The organism is Micromonospora sp. NPDC005173 (assembly GCF_040608515.1).
Classification (GTDB): Bacteria; Actinomycetota; Actinomycetes; order Mycobacteriales; family Micromonosporaceae; genus Micromonospora.
The window spans coordinates 315043-329727 of the sequence record NZ_JBEXIK010000003.1 but is presented as its reverse complement, the minus strand read 5'-3'; the positions used below and the strand labels follow the sequence as shown (position 1 = coordinate 329727).

Annotated in this window: 16 protein-coding genes; 8 read left to right on the top strand and 8 right to left on the bottom strand. The window is 70.8% G+C overall.

Features of this window, described 5'->3' with window-relative positions; genetic code table 11:
• Positions 1–23: 23 nt before the first annotated feature.
• Positions 24–737 carry a GtrA family protein gene (locus ABZV00_RS06850; protein WP_355602611.1) on the top strand — a complete coding sequence of 238 codons (714 nt, stop codon included), beginning with the start codon at positions 24–26 and terminating at the stop codon, positions 735–737.
• Complete coding sequence (locus ABZV00_RS06845) at positions 734–1315, top strand: MaoC/PaaZ C-terminal domain-containing protein (RefSeq protein ID WP_355602488.1); 582 nt, start codon at positions 734–736, stop codon at positions 1313–1315. Before ABZV00_RS06850 ends, ABZV00_RS06845 begins: the two co-directional genes overlap by 4 nt.
• A 40-nt stretch (positions 1316–1355) precedes the next feature.
• Here ABZV00_RS06845 and ABZV00_RS06840 read toward each other — a convergent pair whose 3' ends face one another.
• Both ABZV00_RS06840 and ABZV00_RS06835 read right to left on the bottom strand, forming a co-directional pair.
• Complete coding sequence (locus ABZV00_RS06840) at positions 1356–1928, bottom strand: PH domain-containing protein (protein WP_328423497.1); 573 nt, start codon at positions 1926–1928, stop codon at positions 1356–1358.
• Between the two features lie 178 nt (positions 1929–2106).
• Complete coding sequence (locus tag ABZV00_RS06835; RefSeq protein ID WP_355602486.1) at positions 2107–2982, bottom strand: biotin--[acetyl-CoA-carboxylase] ligase; 876 nt, start codon at positions 2980–2982, stop codon at positions 2107–2109.
• Between the two features lie 84 nt (positions 2983–3066).
• Here ABZV00_RS06835 and ABZV00_RS06830 point away from each other — a divergent pair, with 84 nt between their 5' ends.
• The gene (locus tag ABZV00_RS06830) at positions 3067–4650 is read left to right on the top strand and encodes an acyl-CoA carboxylase subunit beta (protein WP_355602484.1); all 1584 of its coding nucleotides are present in this window, start codon (positions 3067–3069) and stop codon (positions 4648–4650) included.
• Between the two features lie 29 nt (positions 4651–4679).
• Here ABZV00_RS06830 and ABZV00_RS06825 read toward each other — a convergent pair whose 3' ends face one another.
• From ABZV00_RS06825 to ABZV00_RS06810, 4 genes are all read right to left on the bottom strand, one after another.
• Positions 4680–5546, bottom strand: a complete 867-nt coding sequence (locus ABZV00_RS06825) for a hypothetical protein (RefSeq protein WP_355602482.1) — start codon at positions 5544–5546, stop codon at positions 4680–4682.
• Positions 5539–6042, bottom strand: a complete 504-nt coding sequence (locus tag ABZV00_RS06820) for a SigE family RNA polymerase sigma factor (protein WP_355602480.1) — start codon at positions 6040–6042, stop codon at positions 5539–5541. Before ABZV00_RS06820 ends, ABZV00_RS06825 begins: the two co-directional genes overlap by 8 nt.
• Before the next feature lie 62 nt (positions 6043–6104).
• The gene (locus tag ABZV00_RS06815) at positions 6105–7088 is read right to left on the bottom strand and encodes a 2-dehydropantoate 2-reductase N-terminal domain-containing protein (RefSeq protein WP_355602478.1); all 984 of its coding nucleotides are present in this window, start codon (positions 7086–7088) and stop codon (positions 6105–6107) included.
• Positions 7089–7151: 63 nt separating this feature from the next.
• Positions 7152–7895 (bottom strand): M50 family metallopeptidase, encoded by a 744-nt coding sequence (locus ABZV00_RS06810; RefSeq protein ID WP_355602476.1) that lies wholly within the window; start codon positions 7893–7895, stop codon positions 7152–7154.
• Between the two features lie 173 nt (positions 7896–8068).
• Here ABZV00_RS06810 and ABZV00_RS06805 point away from each other — a divergent pair, with 173 nt between their 5' ends.
• The gene (locus ABZV00_RS06805; RefSeq protein ID WP_328423483.1) at positions 8069–8824 is read left to right on the top strand and encodes a GH25 family lysozyme; all 756 of its coding nucleotides are present in this window, start codon (positions 8069–8071) and stop codon (positions 8822–8824) included.
• Between the two features lie 109 nt (positions 8825–8933).
• On the opposite strand, the gene ABZV00_RS06800 is transcribed toward ABZV00_RS06805, so the two are convergent.
• Both ABZV00_RS06800 and ABZV00_RS06795 read right to left on the bottom strand, forming a co-directional pair.
• A complete protein-coding gene (locus tag ABZV00_RS06800; RefSeq protein ID WP_328423481.1) occupies positions 8934–9167 on the bottom strand; it encodes a hypothetical protein in 234 nt (77 codons plus the stop codon).
• Positions 9168–9256: 89 nt separating this feature from the next.
• Positions 9257–11239, bottom strand: coding sequence for a protein kinase (locus tag ABZV00_RS06795; RefSeq protein WP_355602474.1), 1983 nt, complete (start codon positions 11237–11239; stop codon positions 9257–9259).
• 91 nt (positions 11240–11330) lie between these two features.
• On the opposite strand from ABZV00_RS06795, the gene ABZV00_RS06790 reads away from it, so the two are divergent.
• From ABZV00_RS06790 to mycP, 4 genes are all read left to right on the top strand, one after another.
• Positions 11331–11543: an acyl-CoA carboxylase subunit epsilon gene (locus ABZV00_RS06790; RefSeq protein ID WP_355602472.1), complete on the top strand. Its 213-nt coding sequence runs from the start codon at positions 11331–11333 to the stop codon at positions 11541–11543.
• A gap of 88 nt (positions 11544–11631) precedes the next feature.
• Positions 11632–12090 carry a hypothetical protein gene (locus ABZV00_RS06785; protein ID WP_355602470.1) on the top strand — a complete coding sequence of 153 codons (459 nt, stop codon included), beginning with the start codon at positions 11632–11634 and terminating at the stop codon, positions 12088–12090.
• A complete protein-coding gene (locus ABZV00_RS06780; RefSeq protein ID WP_355602468.1) occupies positions 12087–13466 on the top strand; it encodes a hypothetical protein in 1380 nt (459 codons plus the stop codon). The genes ABZV00_RS06785 and ABZV00_RS06780 overlap by 4 nt, the downstream gene beginning before the upstream one ends.
• Positions 13467–13486: 20 nt before the next feature.
• Positions 13487–14602 carry a type VII secretion-associated serine protease mycosin gene (gene mycP, locus ABZV00_RS06775; protein ID WP_355602610.1) on the top strand — a complete coding sequence of 372 codons (1116 nt, stop codon included), beginning with the start codon at positions 13487–13489 and terminating at the stop codon, positions 14600–14602.
• Positions 14603–14685 lie beyond the last annotated feature (83 nt).

The following is a 14685-nucleotide window of genomic DNA, read 5'->3' as shown; positions in this document are numbered from 1 at the left end:
CCGACTGACCTAAGGTGTTTCGCATGCGTCTTGTCCGTCTGCTGCCTGAGCGCTGGCAGAAGTTCATCCACGAGGCGCTCAAATTCGGCATCGTCGGCGGCATCAACACCGTCATCAATTACGCGGTGTTCAATGCACTTGCACTCACCGTCTTTGCCGACGGTCAGTTGAAGGCCACCGTGATCGCGACCATCGTCGCCACGATCACGTCGTATCTAATGAATCGCCATTGGACGTACCGGGATCGCCCGAAATCGGCGCTCCGGCGGGAGTACGTCCTGTTTTTCCTTTTCAACGCGACCGGCCTGATCATCGAACTGGGTGTGCTGGCCGCGGCCAAGTACGGGCTCGGCGTGAACAGCCTGCTGGCGCTGAACGTGGCCAAGACGGGCGGCGTCCTGCTGGCCACGCTGTTCCGGTTCTGGTCGTACCGGACCTTCGTCTTCCAGCCCATCGAACCAGCCGAGGCCGAGGCGAAGGCCGAGCCCACCTGGCACAGCATTCCGCGTGACGAGTGGGACAACGTGGCCGAGATGGACCCGGTCGCCGAGCTGGCCGAATCCGTCTCCGAGCTGGAGGAGGCGCATTCCGATGAGCGCCCGGCCCCGACACCCAGCCCGAACGGCGCTCCCTCTCAGGGGCGGCCCACGCCGCTGACCGCCGGCCTCACCGCCGACCTGGACGCGGAACTCGCTGCGGAGCTGCACGTCGGCACCCGGCGCACGCCCCGCCGGTGACCGCGCCCACCGCGCGCTCCGGCACCGGAGCCCCCGCCGAGCTGTTCTTCGAGGATCTCGTGCCAGGTCTCACCGTCGACCTGGGCGTGGTCACCGTGGACGGCGACGAGATGGTCGCCTTCGCCCGCCGCTTCGACCCGCAGTGGTACCACGTCGACCCGGAGCTGGCCGGGGCGAGCCGGCACGGCGGGCTGATCGCCAGCGGCTTCTACACGGTCAGCCTGTTCATGCGGGCGTACGTCGACCACCTGCTGTCCCGGGCGGCGGCGGACGCCTCCCCCGGTCTGGAGGAGTTGCGCTGGCTCGCCCCGGTACGTGCCGGGGACCGACTCGCCGTCCGGGTCGACGTGATGGGCGCCCGGCCGTCCACCGCCCGCCCCGGCCTCGGCACCGCCAGCCTCACCGGCACCATGCTCCGCCTCGGCCCGGACGACCGGCCCGAACAGGAGGTGCTGCGGACCCGCTTCCGCGGCTGGTTCGCCCTACGCCCGACCGAGCCCGCACCGGAGAACATCCCGCCCGAGACGGGCGGCCCGGCCGAAACTGGCGCCCTGACCGAGAGAAAGCCGACGGACTGACCCGCCCCGGCCCGTCGGCCGGGGCGGTCGTGCGTCGGGGTCAGCTCGTGGTGTCGCGGAGCGGCTTGCCCTCGCGCATGTCGGAGAGGATGTCGCGCATCTCCCCATCGCCCAGCGAGTGCTTGTCGTGCTGCGCCTCGACCAGTTCGTACAGCTTGGTCTGCACCCGGCCGACACCCGGGACGTCGGCGAGCACCGACTGGCCCCGCTCTCCGGCGGACTCGATGGTGAGCGTGCCGCAGCCGAGCACCCGCTCAAGGAAACGCTGGTTCATCGAGTGGTCGTTGATCCGGGTGAGCGGGATGTCCCGCCGGTCCCGGGAGAAGACACCCTGCTGGAGCAGCACCCGCTCGTCGGTGAACAGATAGTGCGTGGTGCGCCAGACCAGGAACGGCCACAGCCCGAGCCAGAGTGCCGCGACCAGGGCGATCACCCCGATCACGGCCAGCGCGATCGACCCACCGCCGCTCGAGGGGAGCAGCAGCACGCCGGCCACCACCGCGGCGATGGCGAGCACCAGCACCGCGATCGGCCGGATCAACGCCTTCCAGTGCGGGTGTAGGTGCAGCACGACATGCTCGTCCTCGGTGAGCACGTCTTCGGGGAACGCCACGGCAAACCTCCAACGCAGAAATGACGCGCTGACCGTAAACCCCCCACCCCTGTACACAACATCCGCCACGTGGCCCCCATCCCACTCTTCGCGATCTTGCGCCCTCGATCACCGCTACGCGGCTCTCGCCCGTTCTGCCGGAAAGCACCTGCAAGATCGCGAAACGGTGTGGTGCGGGTCAGCGGAGGTGGAGGACGTCGCCTGCGGCCAGGACGCGGTCGCCGGCGGGGGTGGTGATGAGGAGTTGGCCGTCGGCGTCGATGCCGGTGGCGGTGCCGGTCACGTCGTCGCCGTTGGGTAGGAGGACCCGCACCTCGCGGCCGACCGTGGCGCAGGCCGCCAGGTAGGCGTCACGCAGGCCGCTGGCCACGGCGTCTCCGCCAGCGGCACGCCAGCGGTCGTACCAGTCGGCCACCGCCCGCAGCAGCGCCCGGAGCAGCGGGTCCCGGTCGGTGGCCGCCGCACCGGCCAGTTGCAGCGAGGTGGCCGGCAGCCCGGTCGGGTTCACCGGCAGCTCGTCGGCGCGCAGCGTCACGTTGAGCCCGATGCCGAGCACGATGGCTGGCGGCTGGGCCGGTGCGCGCCCGGGAATCCCCTCGGCCAGCACGCCGGCGCACTTGGCACCACCGATCAGCAGGTCGTTGGGCCACTTCAGGTTGGCCTCCAGCTCGGCCAGCCGGGCCACCGCCTCGACCAGCGCGACGCCGGCCAGGAGCGGCAGCCAGCCGTACCCCGTCGGTGGCGCCGCCGGCCAGCCGCGGTCCGGCACGGCCTCGCCGGGCCGCAGCAGCACGCTGGTGGCGATCCCGGCCCGCGGCGGCGACTGCCAGACCCGGCCGCGCCGGCCCCGCCCGGCGGTCTGCCGCTCGGCGACCACGACCAGACCCTCCGGCTCGCCGGCCCGCGCCGCCTCGGCCACATCGGCGTTGGTGGAGCCGGTCTCGGCGCGCAGCTCCAGCCGGGCCCACGGGCCGTGCGGCGCGACCAGCGCGCGCCGCAGCCGGGTCACCGACAGCGGCGGGCGGTCCAGATCGGTGTACGGGGAGCCCGGCATTCCGCCAGCCTACGGCGGTGGCCGGACCGGCATTGAGGCGTACTGCACAGCCGCGTCGGCCTGAACCATCGTTATATTCCCTGGGTGACTACCGAGACCGGGACCAACATCCACAGCACCGCGGGCAAGCTGGCGGACCTGGAGCGCCGGGTCGACGAGGCGGTGCACGCCGGATCGGCGCGTGCGGTCGAGAAGCAGCACGCGCGGGGTAAGAAGACCGCCCGTGAGCGGATCGAGATGCTGCTCGACGAGGGCTCCTTCGTCGAGCTGGACGAGCTGGCCCGGCACCGGTCCACAGCCTTCGGGCTGGAGAAGAACCGCCCGTACGGCGATGGCGTGGTCACCGGCTACGGCACGGTGGACGGCCGACAGGTCTGCGTCTTCGCCCAGGACTTCACGGTCTTCGGTGGCTCACTCGGCGAGGTCTTCGGCGAGAAGATCGTCAAGGTGATGGACCTGGCCATGAAGATCGGCTGCCCGGTGGTCGGCATCAACGACTCCGGCGGGGCGCGCATCCAGGAGGGCGTGGTCTCCCTCGGCCTCTACGGCGAGATCTTCTTCCGCAATGTCCGGGCCTCCGGGGTCATCCCGCAGATCTCGCTGGTGATGGGGCCCTGCGCCGGCGGCGCGGTCTACTCCCCCGCGGTCACCGACTTCACCGTGATGGTCGACCAGACCTCGCACATGTTCATCACCGGCCCGGACGTGATCAAGACGGTGACCGGCGAGGACGTCGGCATGGAGGAGCTGGGCGGAGCCCGCACGCACAACTCGCGCAGCGGCAACGCGCACTACCTCGCCAGCGACGAGGAGGACGCGGTCGACTACGTCAAGGCGCTGCTGTCGTACCTGCCGTCGAACAACCTCGACGAGCCGGTGGTCCTCGAGGCCCCTGCCGACCTGGAGATCAGCGACGACGACCGCGAACTGGACACGCTGATCCCGGACTCGGCCAACCAGCCGTACGACATCCACCGGGTGATCGAGCACGTCCTCGACGACGGGGAGTTCCTCGAGGTCCAGCCGCTCTACGCGCAGAACATCGTGGTCGGCTACGGCCGGGTCGAGGGACGACCGGTCGGCGTGGTGGCCAACCAGCCGATGCACTTCGCCGGCACGCTGGACATCGCCGCCTCCGAGAAGGCCGCCCGGTTCGTCCGCACCTGCGACGCGTTCAACATCCCGGTGCTGACCTTCGTGGACGTGCCCGGCTTCCTGCCCGGCACCGGCCAGGAGTGGGACGGCATCATCCGCCGGGGCGCCAAGCTCATCTACGCGTACGCCGAGGCGACCGTCCCCAAGGTCACCGTGATCACCCGCAAGGCGTACGGCGGGGCGTACGACGTGATGGGCTCCAAGCACCTCGGCGCGGACCTGAACTTCGCCTGGCCGACGGCGCAGATCGCGGTGATGGGCGCGCAGGGCGCGGTGAACATCCTCTACCGCTCCGAGCTGGCCGGTGCCGAGGACCCGGCTGCGGTCCGGGCCGAGAAGATCGCCGAGTACGAGGACACCCTGGCCAACCCGTACGTGGCGGCCGAGCGTGGGTACATCGACTCGGTCATCCCGCCGCACGAGACGCGCACCCAGATCGTCCGGGCGCTACGCGTCCTGCGCACCAAGCGCGAGACCCTGCCCCCGAAGAAGCACGGCAACATCCCCCTCTGAGCGCGACGCGCGCGGATCAAGAACCGGCGTCAGCACGACGGGTTGGCGGCGAGGCACATACGGCGGGCGGCCGTCTCGGCGAGGCGGCTCAGCTCCGGCTCGGTGCCGTCCTCGCCAAGGGCGAGCACCGCGATCAGGTCGCCCACCTGCACCACCGCGATGCTGGTCGACCGGGGTCCACCCCCGATGGCCTTGCCGGTCTTCTGATCGCGGGGCTGCGAGACGGTGTGACGCAGCAGGGCTGCTCCGTCGCCCGCGAAGCCTCGCTGGACCACCGCCCAGCGGTGCACCGCCTCGCCGGTACCCGTGCTTCCGGCCACCTCGTAGGGCCCGACGCTGCGCCATTCGGCGCAGGGTGCCACCCGCCGGTCGAGGTCGCCGAAGAACGACTCCGCCGCATCCGGCGTCACCCGGTACAGGTCCTGGCTGAGCAGCACATCGGTGGGGGTGAGGGCGGCACCATCAGGGCCTTCCCGCAGCAGGGTCTGCGATCGTGACCAGCGGGACGTTTCCCAGACGGGTGTCATCCCCCGGCTCTGCCGGCAGTAACCCAGCATGTCCTCGATGAGGACCGGCTCCCCCAGCCCCGACTGGCTGAGCTGCACCTGCGCCGGCTGGGCCAGATCGGCCGGCTGCACCAGGGAGTCAGCGGTGATCTCGCCGCGGGCGGGTGCGTCCGGGGAGGCCGAGGCCGCCACCTGAGGCGGTGCCAACTCCCTCCCGCCTGCGGTCACCACGAAGGCGGACACGCCCGCGAGCGTCAACACGACCGTCGCCGCCACGACGGCACGTCGGCTGCGTCGCCGGGCCCGCGCCCGGATCTCCTGCGGCTCTGGCCACCGCACATCCCCCAGGTCCCGGTGAACCCGCTCGATGAATGCCAGGTCGTCACGCATCGGTAGCCTCCTCCAGATCAGAGACGGCGAGCAGACCGGCGAGCGCGGCGCGCCCCCGGGAGAGTCGGGCCTTGACCGTGCCGACCGGTGCATCGGTCTCCCGCGCCACCTCGGCGACCGGCATGCCGACCAGGTAGTACAGGGCGATGGCGGTGCGTTGCTCCTCGGGCAGCCGGCGCAGCGCGGCGACCACCTCGACGGTGTCGGTGCCCGGGCCGGGAACGGCTTCGGTGGCGGCCCCGTGCCGCAGGTACGCGCGGGCACGGCTGCGCAGGCTGCGCCACCGGCTGACCGCGATCCGGCTGGCCACCACCCGCACCCACGCCTCCGGCTCGTCGTACCGGCTGACCGTCGACCAGCGCTGCCACGCCCGGATGTACGCCTCCTGCACGGCGTCCTGCGCCTCGACCCGATCGCCGGTGAGCACGTAGACGAAACCGAGCAGCCGTTGTCGGCTCCCGCGGTAGAACTCGTCGAACCCGTCGACGTCCGGCACCCGCTACCTCCCCGTGTCGGTCGCAGGGAACACGCGTCGGGCAGGGTCGTCGGTTGCCCCGATCAGGCGATCATCTTCTCCAGCTCGGCGAGCGGGAACGCACCGGCCGCGATCCGCTCCCGGACCGCTCGGCGCACCGCGCGCTGCACGGCCACGTTGGCCGGCGTCGGTACGCCGTGCAGCCGGCCCAGCAGCGCGATCTCCCCGTTGAGGTGGTCGACCTCGGTGGAGCCGGCGCCTCGGGCGAGGCTCTGCCAGGTGGAGCCGCCGGAGCGCTCCGCACCGGCCACTGGGCGCTGCTGGACCAGGTCGCCGCGTTCGGCCTTCTCCTCCTCTGGCGAGGTGTGCGCGATGCTCGCGGCGGCGAACGCGGCGAGGCCCTCGGCGCGTACCCGCTCGGACAGCGCCTCCGGGATGTCCCGACCGAGCAGCGCCTGCAGGCCGTTGCCGAGGTTGTTGAGCAGCTTGCCGTACTTCCAGCGCAGCACATCCGGGCGGACCGGGGCCATGAACCCGGCCGCGCTCAGGTCTGCAGCTATCGCCCGATCGGTGTCGTCGGCACCGGTCGGGTACCGCCCGACGTGCAGCATCCCGGGGTGCGGGTAGCCGTTCGCCACCACCACGCCCGGATCCAGGTGGGTGGCCGGCAGCCAGACGCAGACCGGGTGCACGTCGGCGAAGAGCCGCAGCGCGGCCCGCTCGTTCGCGACCCCGTTCTGCGCGGTGACCAGCGGCAGCCGCTCGCCCGCCGTGCCGCCGCCGGCCACCGGCGCGTCGACCCAGGCCGCCAGCGCGCCAGCGGTGTCCTGCGACTTGACGGTGAGGATCAGCACCGTGTCGGCCGGCAGCGGCTGGTCACCTGGTCCGTCCACGGCGGCGAGCCGGGCGGTGACCTCGCCGTCGGGCTGGCGCAGGGTCAGGCCCCGCGCGCGAATCGCGTCCAGGTGCGCTCCCCGGGCCACCAGGGTCACGTCCCGGCCGGCCTGGGACAGCCGTACGCCGATGGTCCCGCCGACCGCGCCCGCCCCGATGATCACGTATCGCATGGCCTCATTCTGCCCGCCCAGCGAAGTGGTCCCGGTGCTCGCTCCCGTGCGGCGCCCTGGCGGTCAGCCGGTCAGGCCGGCGTCGGTGAGGATCGGGCCGGCGAGCAGTAGCGCGCCGGCGACGAGCGCTACCAGGTTGACCAGCGCGAAGAAGGTCACCCAGAAGAACGCCGGGAACGGGGTGAGCCCGGCGAGCTGGTCGGCGTCGGAGGCGGGCATCCGGCCACGCGAGCGCATCCGTTGCAGCTCCACCACCGGCCGCACCCCGCCAAGCAGCAGGAACCACACCCCGGTGTACGCGAACGCGGCCTGCACCTGCGGGGTGGCGTACCACGAGACGGCGAGCACCAGCGCACCGGTGATCAGCAGCGACACCACGCCGAAGGCGTTGCGGATCATGACCAGCATGGCGAGCAACAGCACCACCGCGACCCAGAGCAGCAGGGTGATCCGGTTGCCGCCGAGCAGCCAGGCACCGGCCAACCCGACCAACGGCGGGGCGACGTAGCCGGCCAGCAGGGTGAGGATCATGCCCGGCCCGCTGGGCCGGCCGGCGGAGAGCGTCAGGCCGGAGGTGTCCGAGTGCAGCCGGATGCCCCGCAGCTTGCGACCGGTGAGCAGGGCGACCAGCGCATGCCCGCCCTCGTGCGCGATGGTGATCGCGTTACGGGCGATCCGCCACGGCAGCCGGGTGGAGACCACCACCAGCGCGACGACCGCGGTGATCAGCACCAGCAGCGGGGGCGGGTCCGGCTGCGCGCCGAACAGCGTGTCCCACAGGTCGCCCAGCCCGTCGATCGACATCATGGGGCGCGAGCCTACCGGTGCCGTTCAGTGCCCCGGGCCCTGCGCTGATCGTTCCGCTCCGGTCACCGGGACGACTTACGCCCGTTGATGAAGCTTTTCTTAGCCACTCTTGTGATCTGGGGCAGTTATCTCCAAAGATGGACGTCAATAGACCGACGTCATTGGAGGCAGCCATGGCCCGTACCAGATCATCGCTGCGCCGCGTGCTCGCGGCCGGCCTCACCGTGCTCGCCACCGCGGCGGCGGCCCTGGTCGCGACCGCTGGCCCGGCGGCGGCAGCCACCACGCCGGGCATCGACGTGTCCAACTACCAGGGCTCCATCAACTGGACCAGCGTCCGCAACTCCGGCATCCAGTTCGCGTTCATCAAGGCGACCGAGGGCACCAGCTACAAGGACCCGCGCTTCAACGCGAACTACGTCAATGCGTACAACGCCGGGGTGATCCGCGGGGCGTACCACTTTGCCCGGCCGAACATCTCCGCCGGCTCGACCCAGGCCAACTACCTGGCCTCCAACGGCGGCGCCTGGTCGGCCGACAGCCGGACGCTCCCCGCCGCGCTGGACCTGGAAGCCAACCCGTACGCCGGCGGCTACTGCTACGGGCTCAGCACCACCGGGATGCGCAACTGGGTGCAGGACTTCCTGAACACCTACCGCTCCCGCACCGGCCGCTACGCGGTCATCTACACCACGGCCAGCTTCTGGAACCAGTGCACCGGCAGTTGGACCGGCCCGTGGGCGAACCACCCGCTCTGGCTGGCCCGCTGGGCGAGCACGCCGGGCGCCCTGCCGGCTGGTGCGCCGGTGTGGAGCTTCTGGCAGTACACCAGCACCGGCGCCGTCTCCGGGATCAGCGGCAACGTGGACCGCAACTACTGGAACGGCGACCGCACCCGGCTGATCGCGCTGGCCAACAACACGGCCTGATCCGCGCCGCTCCGCCCGATCCGCCTGGGGAGGCAGTTGGCGGCAGCGGGATCGGCTGTCACCTCACGGTCGACAATCGGTCCGGCTGCCGCCACTGGGCCGGTACGGGTCAGGCCCGCCGCCGGCTCATCGCCGGAACCACCACGGGAGCGTCCTCGCGCGCCAGGGTCGATCTCCGGCTCAGCCGCCAGGCACCCACGCCGCAGACGGCAACGGCCACGACGCTGAGCAGTGCGATGAGCGCCGAGATCCCCACGCTGACCAGCAGCAGGACCGCGTCGCCGAGTGCGACGAGCATCCACAGTGCCAGCCGGGGCCGGGCATCCCTCCGTCGGTAACCCATGTCGTACCTCCTTCCGTCGTCGATGGTCAGATACCCCAGACGACGGAAGGTCATGCGAATCAGTTCCGTACCGGCGCGAATCCCGCGGCTCAGTCCTTGCGGTCGGGCACGAACCCGGTGGCGATCCGCTCGAAGTTCGGCAGGTTGGCCTGCCAGTCCTTGTCGGCGACCTCCCACCGGATGGCGTACCCGCGGTTGGTGGCCGTCACGAAGCCCCGGTTACGGACGTGGATCCGGGTCCCGTCGCGGGTCTCCAGCCACTCCCAGTCCGCGCAGGTCTTCCAGAAGTCGCACCGCTTGATGTCGATGTACTGGTAGTTGTTGACGAACTTCCTGCGGTCCGGCTCCTTGTCCCGCCAGTCACTGACCGCGTCCGGTGCCGGCCTGCTGGTCCACTGCACGAGCAGCTCGCCCGGCCCGTTGGACTGGTCGAAGACAATCGTGCTGCCGTCGACCTGCCGGCGCACCCAGCCGTCGGGCAGCGGCAGGGCGAACCCGGCCGTGTCCTTGTGCAGCTTCCAGCCTGGCGGCAGCGCGTTCGGGTCGGCTGAAGGAGTGGCCGACGGCGTCGGGCTGGGAGCGCCACTGGTGGGCGGGGGCACCGACGGCGCGGAGGCCTGCGGCGCCGAGGTCCCGGCCGCCCCGGTCGGGCCGGCCTCCGGGGTCTCGTCCTCGTTGCCGAGCAGCGGCACGATCACCGCGAGGCCGATGAGCAGCACGGCCACCACGGCCCCGATCAGCAGATTGCGTCGGGTGTTGTTCGGCTTCGTACCGTCGGACGGCAGCACCGCCGCGCGCCCGACCGGGTCGACCGCAGCCGCCATGACCGCCGTCGGGGTGGTCGGCCTGCGCTGCTCCGGCGCCACCGGCGGACCGTCGACCACGGTCGGCTCGTCGTCGTCGGCCGCCCTCGTACCGTCGGCGGGTGTGTCGCCCGGAACCGCGACGCTCGCGGTGGGCTCGGCGTCGGAGGTCGCCGGGCGGTCGACCACGGCGGTCGGGTCGTCCGCCGGCACCGTCTCGGTCGGGTCAGCGTCCGCCCCGGAGGGCACGACGGCAGTCCGCGTGGCGTCGACAGCGGGGGTCGCGGCAACGGCGGCAGGTGGCGGGGTACGCGGCGCAGGTGGCGACACCGGCTGGTCGGCGCGATTCTCGGCGGGTCGCGGGACCGGCACGTGTGGCGGGCGCGGCTCGCGCGGACCGTTCGGCCCCGGCCGGCGTACGCCATCCAGCAGCGAGATGCTGCGTGCCCGCTTGCCCCCGGCGCGGCGCAGCAGCCGCTCAGCCACCTCAGCGTTGATCCGCTCGTTCGGGTCCTTGCGCAGCAGCCCGTTGAGCACGGCCTTGAGAGGGCCGGCGTTCTTCGGCGGCGGCATCGGCTCGGTGGCCAACGCGGCCAGCGTGCCGATCGCCGACGGCCGGGCGTACGGCGACTTGCCCTCCACCGCGGCGTAGAGCGTCGCGCCCAACGACCACAGGTCGGCCTCCGGCCCGGCGGTGCCGTCCCGGGCCCGCTCCGGCGAGATGTACGCGGGCGAACCGAGCACCATGCCGGTGCGGGTGACGTTCGGGTCGCCCGGAATGGTGGCGAGTCCAAAATCGGTCAACACCACCCGGCCGTCGTCGCCGAGCAGAACGTTGCCGGGCTTGACGTCGCGGTGCATGACGCCGGCCTTGTGCGCGGCGTTGAGGGCGCCCAGCACGCCGAGCCCGATCTCGACCGCGCGGGCCGGCGACACCGGCCCGTCCTCGGCGAGAGTGTCCTGCAACGACCTCGACGCCACGTACTCCATGACGATCCACGGGTCGCCGTCAGTGCGGAGGACGTCGAAGATGCGGACGACATTGACGTGGTTGAGCCGGGCGATGGCCCGAGCCTCCCGCAGCGAGCGCTCCCGCATCTCGCGGCGCTCCTCGTCGGTGAGGCCGGGAGGCGGCACCAACTCCTTGATGGCGACGTCCCGGTGCAGCACCTCGTCGCGCGCTTTCCACACCCGACCCATGCCGCCCTGGCCGAGCGGCGACAGAAGCCGGTATCGGTCAGCGACAAGTTGGGGAACCGCGTTCGACATCGGTGAGACGGTACCCGGAGGGCCCGACCCTCACACCGCCGGCACGCCACTCTGCGTTCCCCACAAACTTCGCGCCGCGTACCCTGGCGGCATGTCTGCCGAAGAGCCCCTGTTCCGGGTCGTCCGCGGCGTGCCCACCGCCGAGGAGCTGGCCGCCCTGGTCGGTGCGATCGTCGTCCGATCCCGCCCGGCCGCCGCCCCCGCGCGAGTGAACCCCTCCGTCTGGGCCCGCAGCGGTCGACCGGCCGGCACGGCGCTCGCGGCCGGTCCGGGCGGGTGGCGCTCCGCCGGCCTGCCCCGCTGACCCGACCCGCCGTACGGGGGCTGTCAGCGTCGCTCCCAGCCGTTAATCTCACTCAGGGAAACGGTGCAGTAACGGGTAGGGAGGATCAATGATCCCCGAAGAAGACCGCCCCACGCCCTGGCTGCGCAACTACGGCGGCATCGAGGCCGACATCCGTCAGCTCCGGGAGTTCGCCGACCGGCTCGCCGCCGAGGTCGAGAGCAACTACGCGCCACACCTGTCGTACATCGCCGACGACATGTCCGCGAAGGTGCCCAACCCCTGCGACGCCTTCATCGAGCTGGTCACCTTCCTGCACGCCCATCACGAGACACAGCAGGCCACCACCGACATGGTGTACGCGGTCCGAGGTGCCACCGGCCACCTCGCCGCCGTCGCCGACCGGGTCGCCACCCAGTACGCCGACGCCGACGTCTTCTCCGCCGCCCGTGTGGTGGACGTCCAGCGGGCCCTCACCGACCCGGGCACCGTCCTGCCTGGTGGCCCGACGCCGATGCTGACCGACCCGACCAGCCCGGACAGCGAGAGGCCGGTGGTCCTACCGTGATCGAACGGGGCAGCGGCCGCACCTCCGGCCTCACCGACTGGCAGCTGATGGACGTCAACAGCATGTGGGCGTGCCTACAGGACCACGACACCGCCAACCACTGGAAGCAGGTCGCCGGATGGCGCAAGGTCTGCGACCTGGCACAGATCCACCTCGGCCGACTCCAGGACTACCGGCGCGGGCTGGCCGAGGCATGGCCGCCGGAAACCAGCGCCGCCTCCGTCACGTACCTCGCCCAGCTCGACGAACTGATCGACAAGGTGCGGCACACCCACGACGCCGCCGCCGCCAACTACACCGCGCTCTCCGCCGCCACCCAGGCCATCGGCACCACCCGCGCCGAACTCCGCAAGGTTTACGAGGAGTACGCGACCAAGCTCCAGCAGAAGCAGGCGTACGAGGCGACGGCCGCCGACCCGAAGGCGATCATGGGCAGCCGGGTCACGGCATCACCGGTGACCGACGTCGAGTTGGAACGGCTGAACGTGCAGGCGCGCGCCATGATGTTCAACCTCAGCGGCGAACTCCAACAAGCCCAAGCCACCCTCCAAAAACCACCCGCAGCACCGAAGAGCGCGAGGCAGCCAGACGACCCCGACGTGTACGGCGGGCATGCCCCGCCCGCTATTCCGCCGATCACGCCGGTTCCACTGACTATTCCCACGACCATCCACGCGCCTAGCGCGACCGCCGCACGGCCGATTCCGGCGCCAGCGGCGCCAGCGATAGGCCCAGTGCTCGGCGGGGCTGCCGCTGGACTCAACGCGCCTCCCATCACAACGCCGCCCAGCATTCAGACAGCGGGAACGGTTGGTCCACCAGCCACTATTGGGCCGGGGCATGGGCTAACGCCAACGCTGCCTCCTGCTTCTGCGGCTTCGCCGCCGTTGCCGAACCCCCGGACGACCCAGCATGGGGTAACCGGAAGGGCGGTCAGTGGAGGTTCCGATGGAAAAGCGGCGCATCCTGGGTCGCCCGCTCGCTCAACCCCTACAACTGGAGGCTTGATCGGGGGAGTCCCAGGCCTGAGCCCGGGCCAGGCGGTCAACAACTCTGGTTCCCCTAGAAGGGTCAACCCGATCGGCGGCGTCATTGGCGGTGGCGGTGCCGGGACTGCACCAACTGGTTCGGCAGGCACCCGTCCGGGTGGGGGCCGCAGCTTCAATGGGAGCCCGAGCAGCCTTCCGATCGGCGGGGCCCCGGGGCTGCATGGGAACGCAGGTCGTTCGGGAGTTGGGCTCGAGGCCGAAGATAAGCCCCGCCAATGGGATCCGGACCACCCCTGGGAGACAGAAAAAGGCGTTCCGCCGGTAGTCCGCCCACCGGACAGGGATGACCCAATCGACCCTGGGCCAGTTATCGGCTTCAACAGGTGACTAGACCGCTACGGGCCAGCATTCCTAAACTGGCCCTGGCCGCAATACTACTGCCCGTAGGTCCATTCACAGCACAACAAGATCCAGACCTTATACGCGGCGATCAGTGGCACTTGCCGTTCCTGCGTATCACGCAGGCGCACTTGTTGAGCCAAGGGTCAGGGGTGGTCGTCGCTGTGCCGGACACAGGAGTCGACCCTCATCCTGACCTACGTGAGAACCTCCTAAGCGGCACCGACGTAATCCCTGGGGGTAGCGGCGACGGTCGCCAAGATCGAGACAGCCATGGGACATCGATGGCGGGCCTAATAGCTGCACATGGAAGAGCCAACGATCAAGGTGCCCTTGGCATTGCACCTAAGGCACAGATCCTTCCAATCCTTGACACCCCACTTGACGGCAAGGGCGACCCCGACGCCCTGGCCTCCGGTATCGAGTTTGCCATCGAAAGGGGCGCCGACGTAATAAGCATCTCAGCCGTCGCCGGAGCCAGTGTGCGCCTTCAGCAAGCACTGAGGGCCGCCAAAGAGGCCAACATTCTCGTGATAGCGGCTGCGGGTAATTGGCCGCCCGACACCGATGTGCGGTATCCGGCTACAGAAGAAGGTGTAATTGCCGTGGGCGGTGTCGACCGTGCTGGACAGCACGCGGCCGTCTCGGTGACTGGGCCGCAGATCGACGTGGTCGCACCGGCGGTCGACATCTACAGCACCAGCTACGACGGCAAGTACTCGAAGGGAACCGGCACCTCTAGTGCGACCGCGATCGTGGCGGGGGCGGCGGCGCTGATCCGTTCCAAGTACCCGTACCTGCCGGCGCAGGAGGTGGCGCACCGGCTCACGGCCACGGCCGTCGACAAGGGGCCGCCCGGGCGCGACGACGAGTACGGCTATGGCGTGATCGACCTCGTGGCGGCGCTGACGGCAGACGTACCCCCGTTGGGGTTTGAGTCGGCGAGCGCGCCGGCCGGTGGTGGTCCGACTACGGCGGCCGGCGCTCAGCCGGGCGACGACGGCGGCGCGACGGTACGCGGCCTGGCCACCCTAGGGGTGATCGTGGCTGCCGGTGTCGGATGGGCGTTGGTGGTGCGGTGGAGGCGGCGAGGCGACGACCCGCCACCCCGAATCAGTCGCTGACGGGTCGCCGGCACGGTGATCGACTCAAGGTCGGCGACCTGGGGGCGTCCGCGAGATGGGATAGCGCGATGTCGGCGATATGG

What these genes read in the sequence shown, in the direction of transcription:
- ABZV00_RS06825 (WP_355602482.1), bottom strand. Translation starts at nt 5,546, where the DNA reads ATGCGTGACGACCTGGCATTCATCGAGCGGGTTCACCGGGACCTGGGG.
- ABZV00_RS06790 (WP_355602472.1), top strand. Translation starts at nt 11,331, where the DNA reads ATGTCTGCCGAAGAGCCCCTGTTCCGGGTCGTCCGCGGCGTGCCCACC.
- ABZV00_RS06800 (WP_328423481.1), bottom strand. Translation starts at nt 9,167, where the DNA reads ATGGGTTACCGACGGAGGGATGCCCGGCCCCGGCTGGCACTGTGGATG.
- ABZV00_RS06850 (WP_355602611.1), top strand. Translation starts at nt 24, where the DNA reads ATGCGTCTTGTCCGTCTGCTGCCTGAGCGCTGGCAGAAGTTCATCCAC.
- ABZV00_RS06835 (WP_355602486.1), bottom strand. Translation starts at nt 2,982, where the DNA reads ATGCCGGGCTCCCCGTACACCGATCTGGACCGCCCGCCGCTGTCGGTG.
- ABZV00_RS06815 (WP_355602478.1), bottom strand. Translation starts at nt 7,088, where the DNA reads ATGCGATACGTGATCATCGGGGCGGGCGCGGTCGGCGGGACCATCGGC.
- ABZV00_RS06805 (WP_328423483.1), top strand. Translation starts at nt 8,069, where the DNA reads ATGGCCCGTACCAGATCATCGCTGCGCCGCGTGCTCGCGGCCGGCCTC.
- ABZV00_RS06810 (WP_355602476.1), bottom strand. Translation starts at nt 7,895, where the DNA reads ATGATGTCGATCGACGGGCTGGGCGACCTGTGGGACACGCTGTTCGGC.
- ABZV00_RS06785 (WP_355602470.1), top strand. Translation starts at nt 11,632, where the DNA reads ATGATCCCCGAAGAAGACCGCCCCACGCCCTGGCTGCGCAACTACGGC.
- ABZV00_RS06795 (WP_355602474.1), bottom strand. Translation starts at nt 11,239, where the DNA reads ATGTCGAACGCGGTTCCCCAACTTGTCGCTGACCGATACCGGCTTCTG.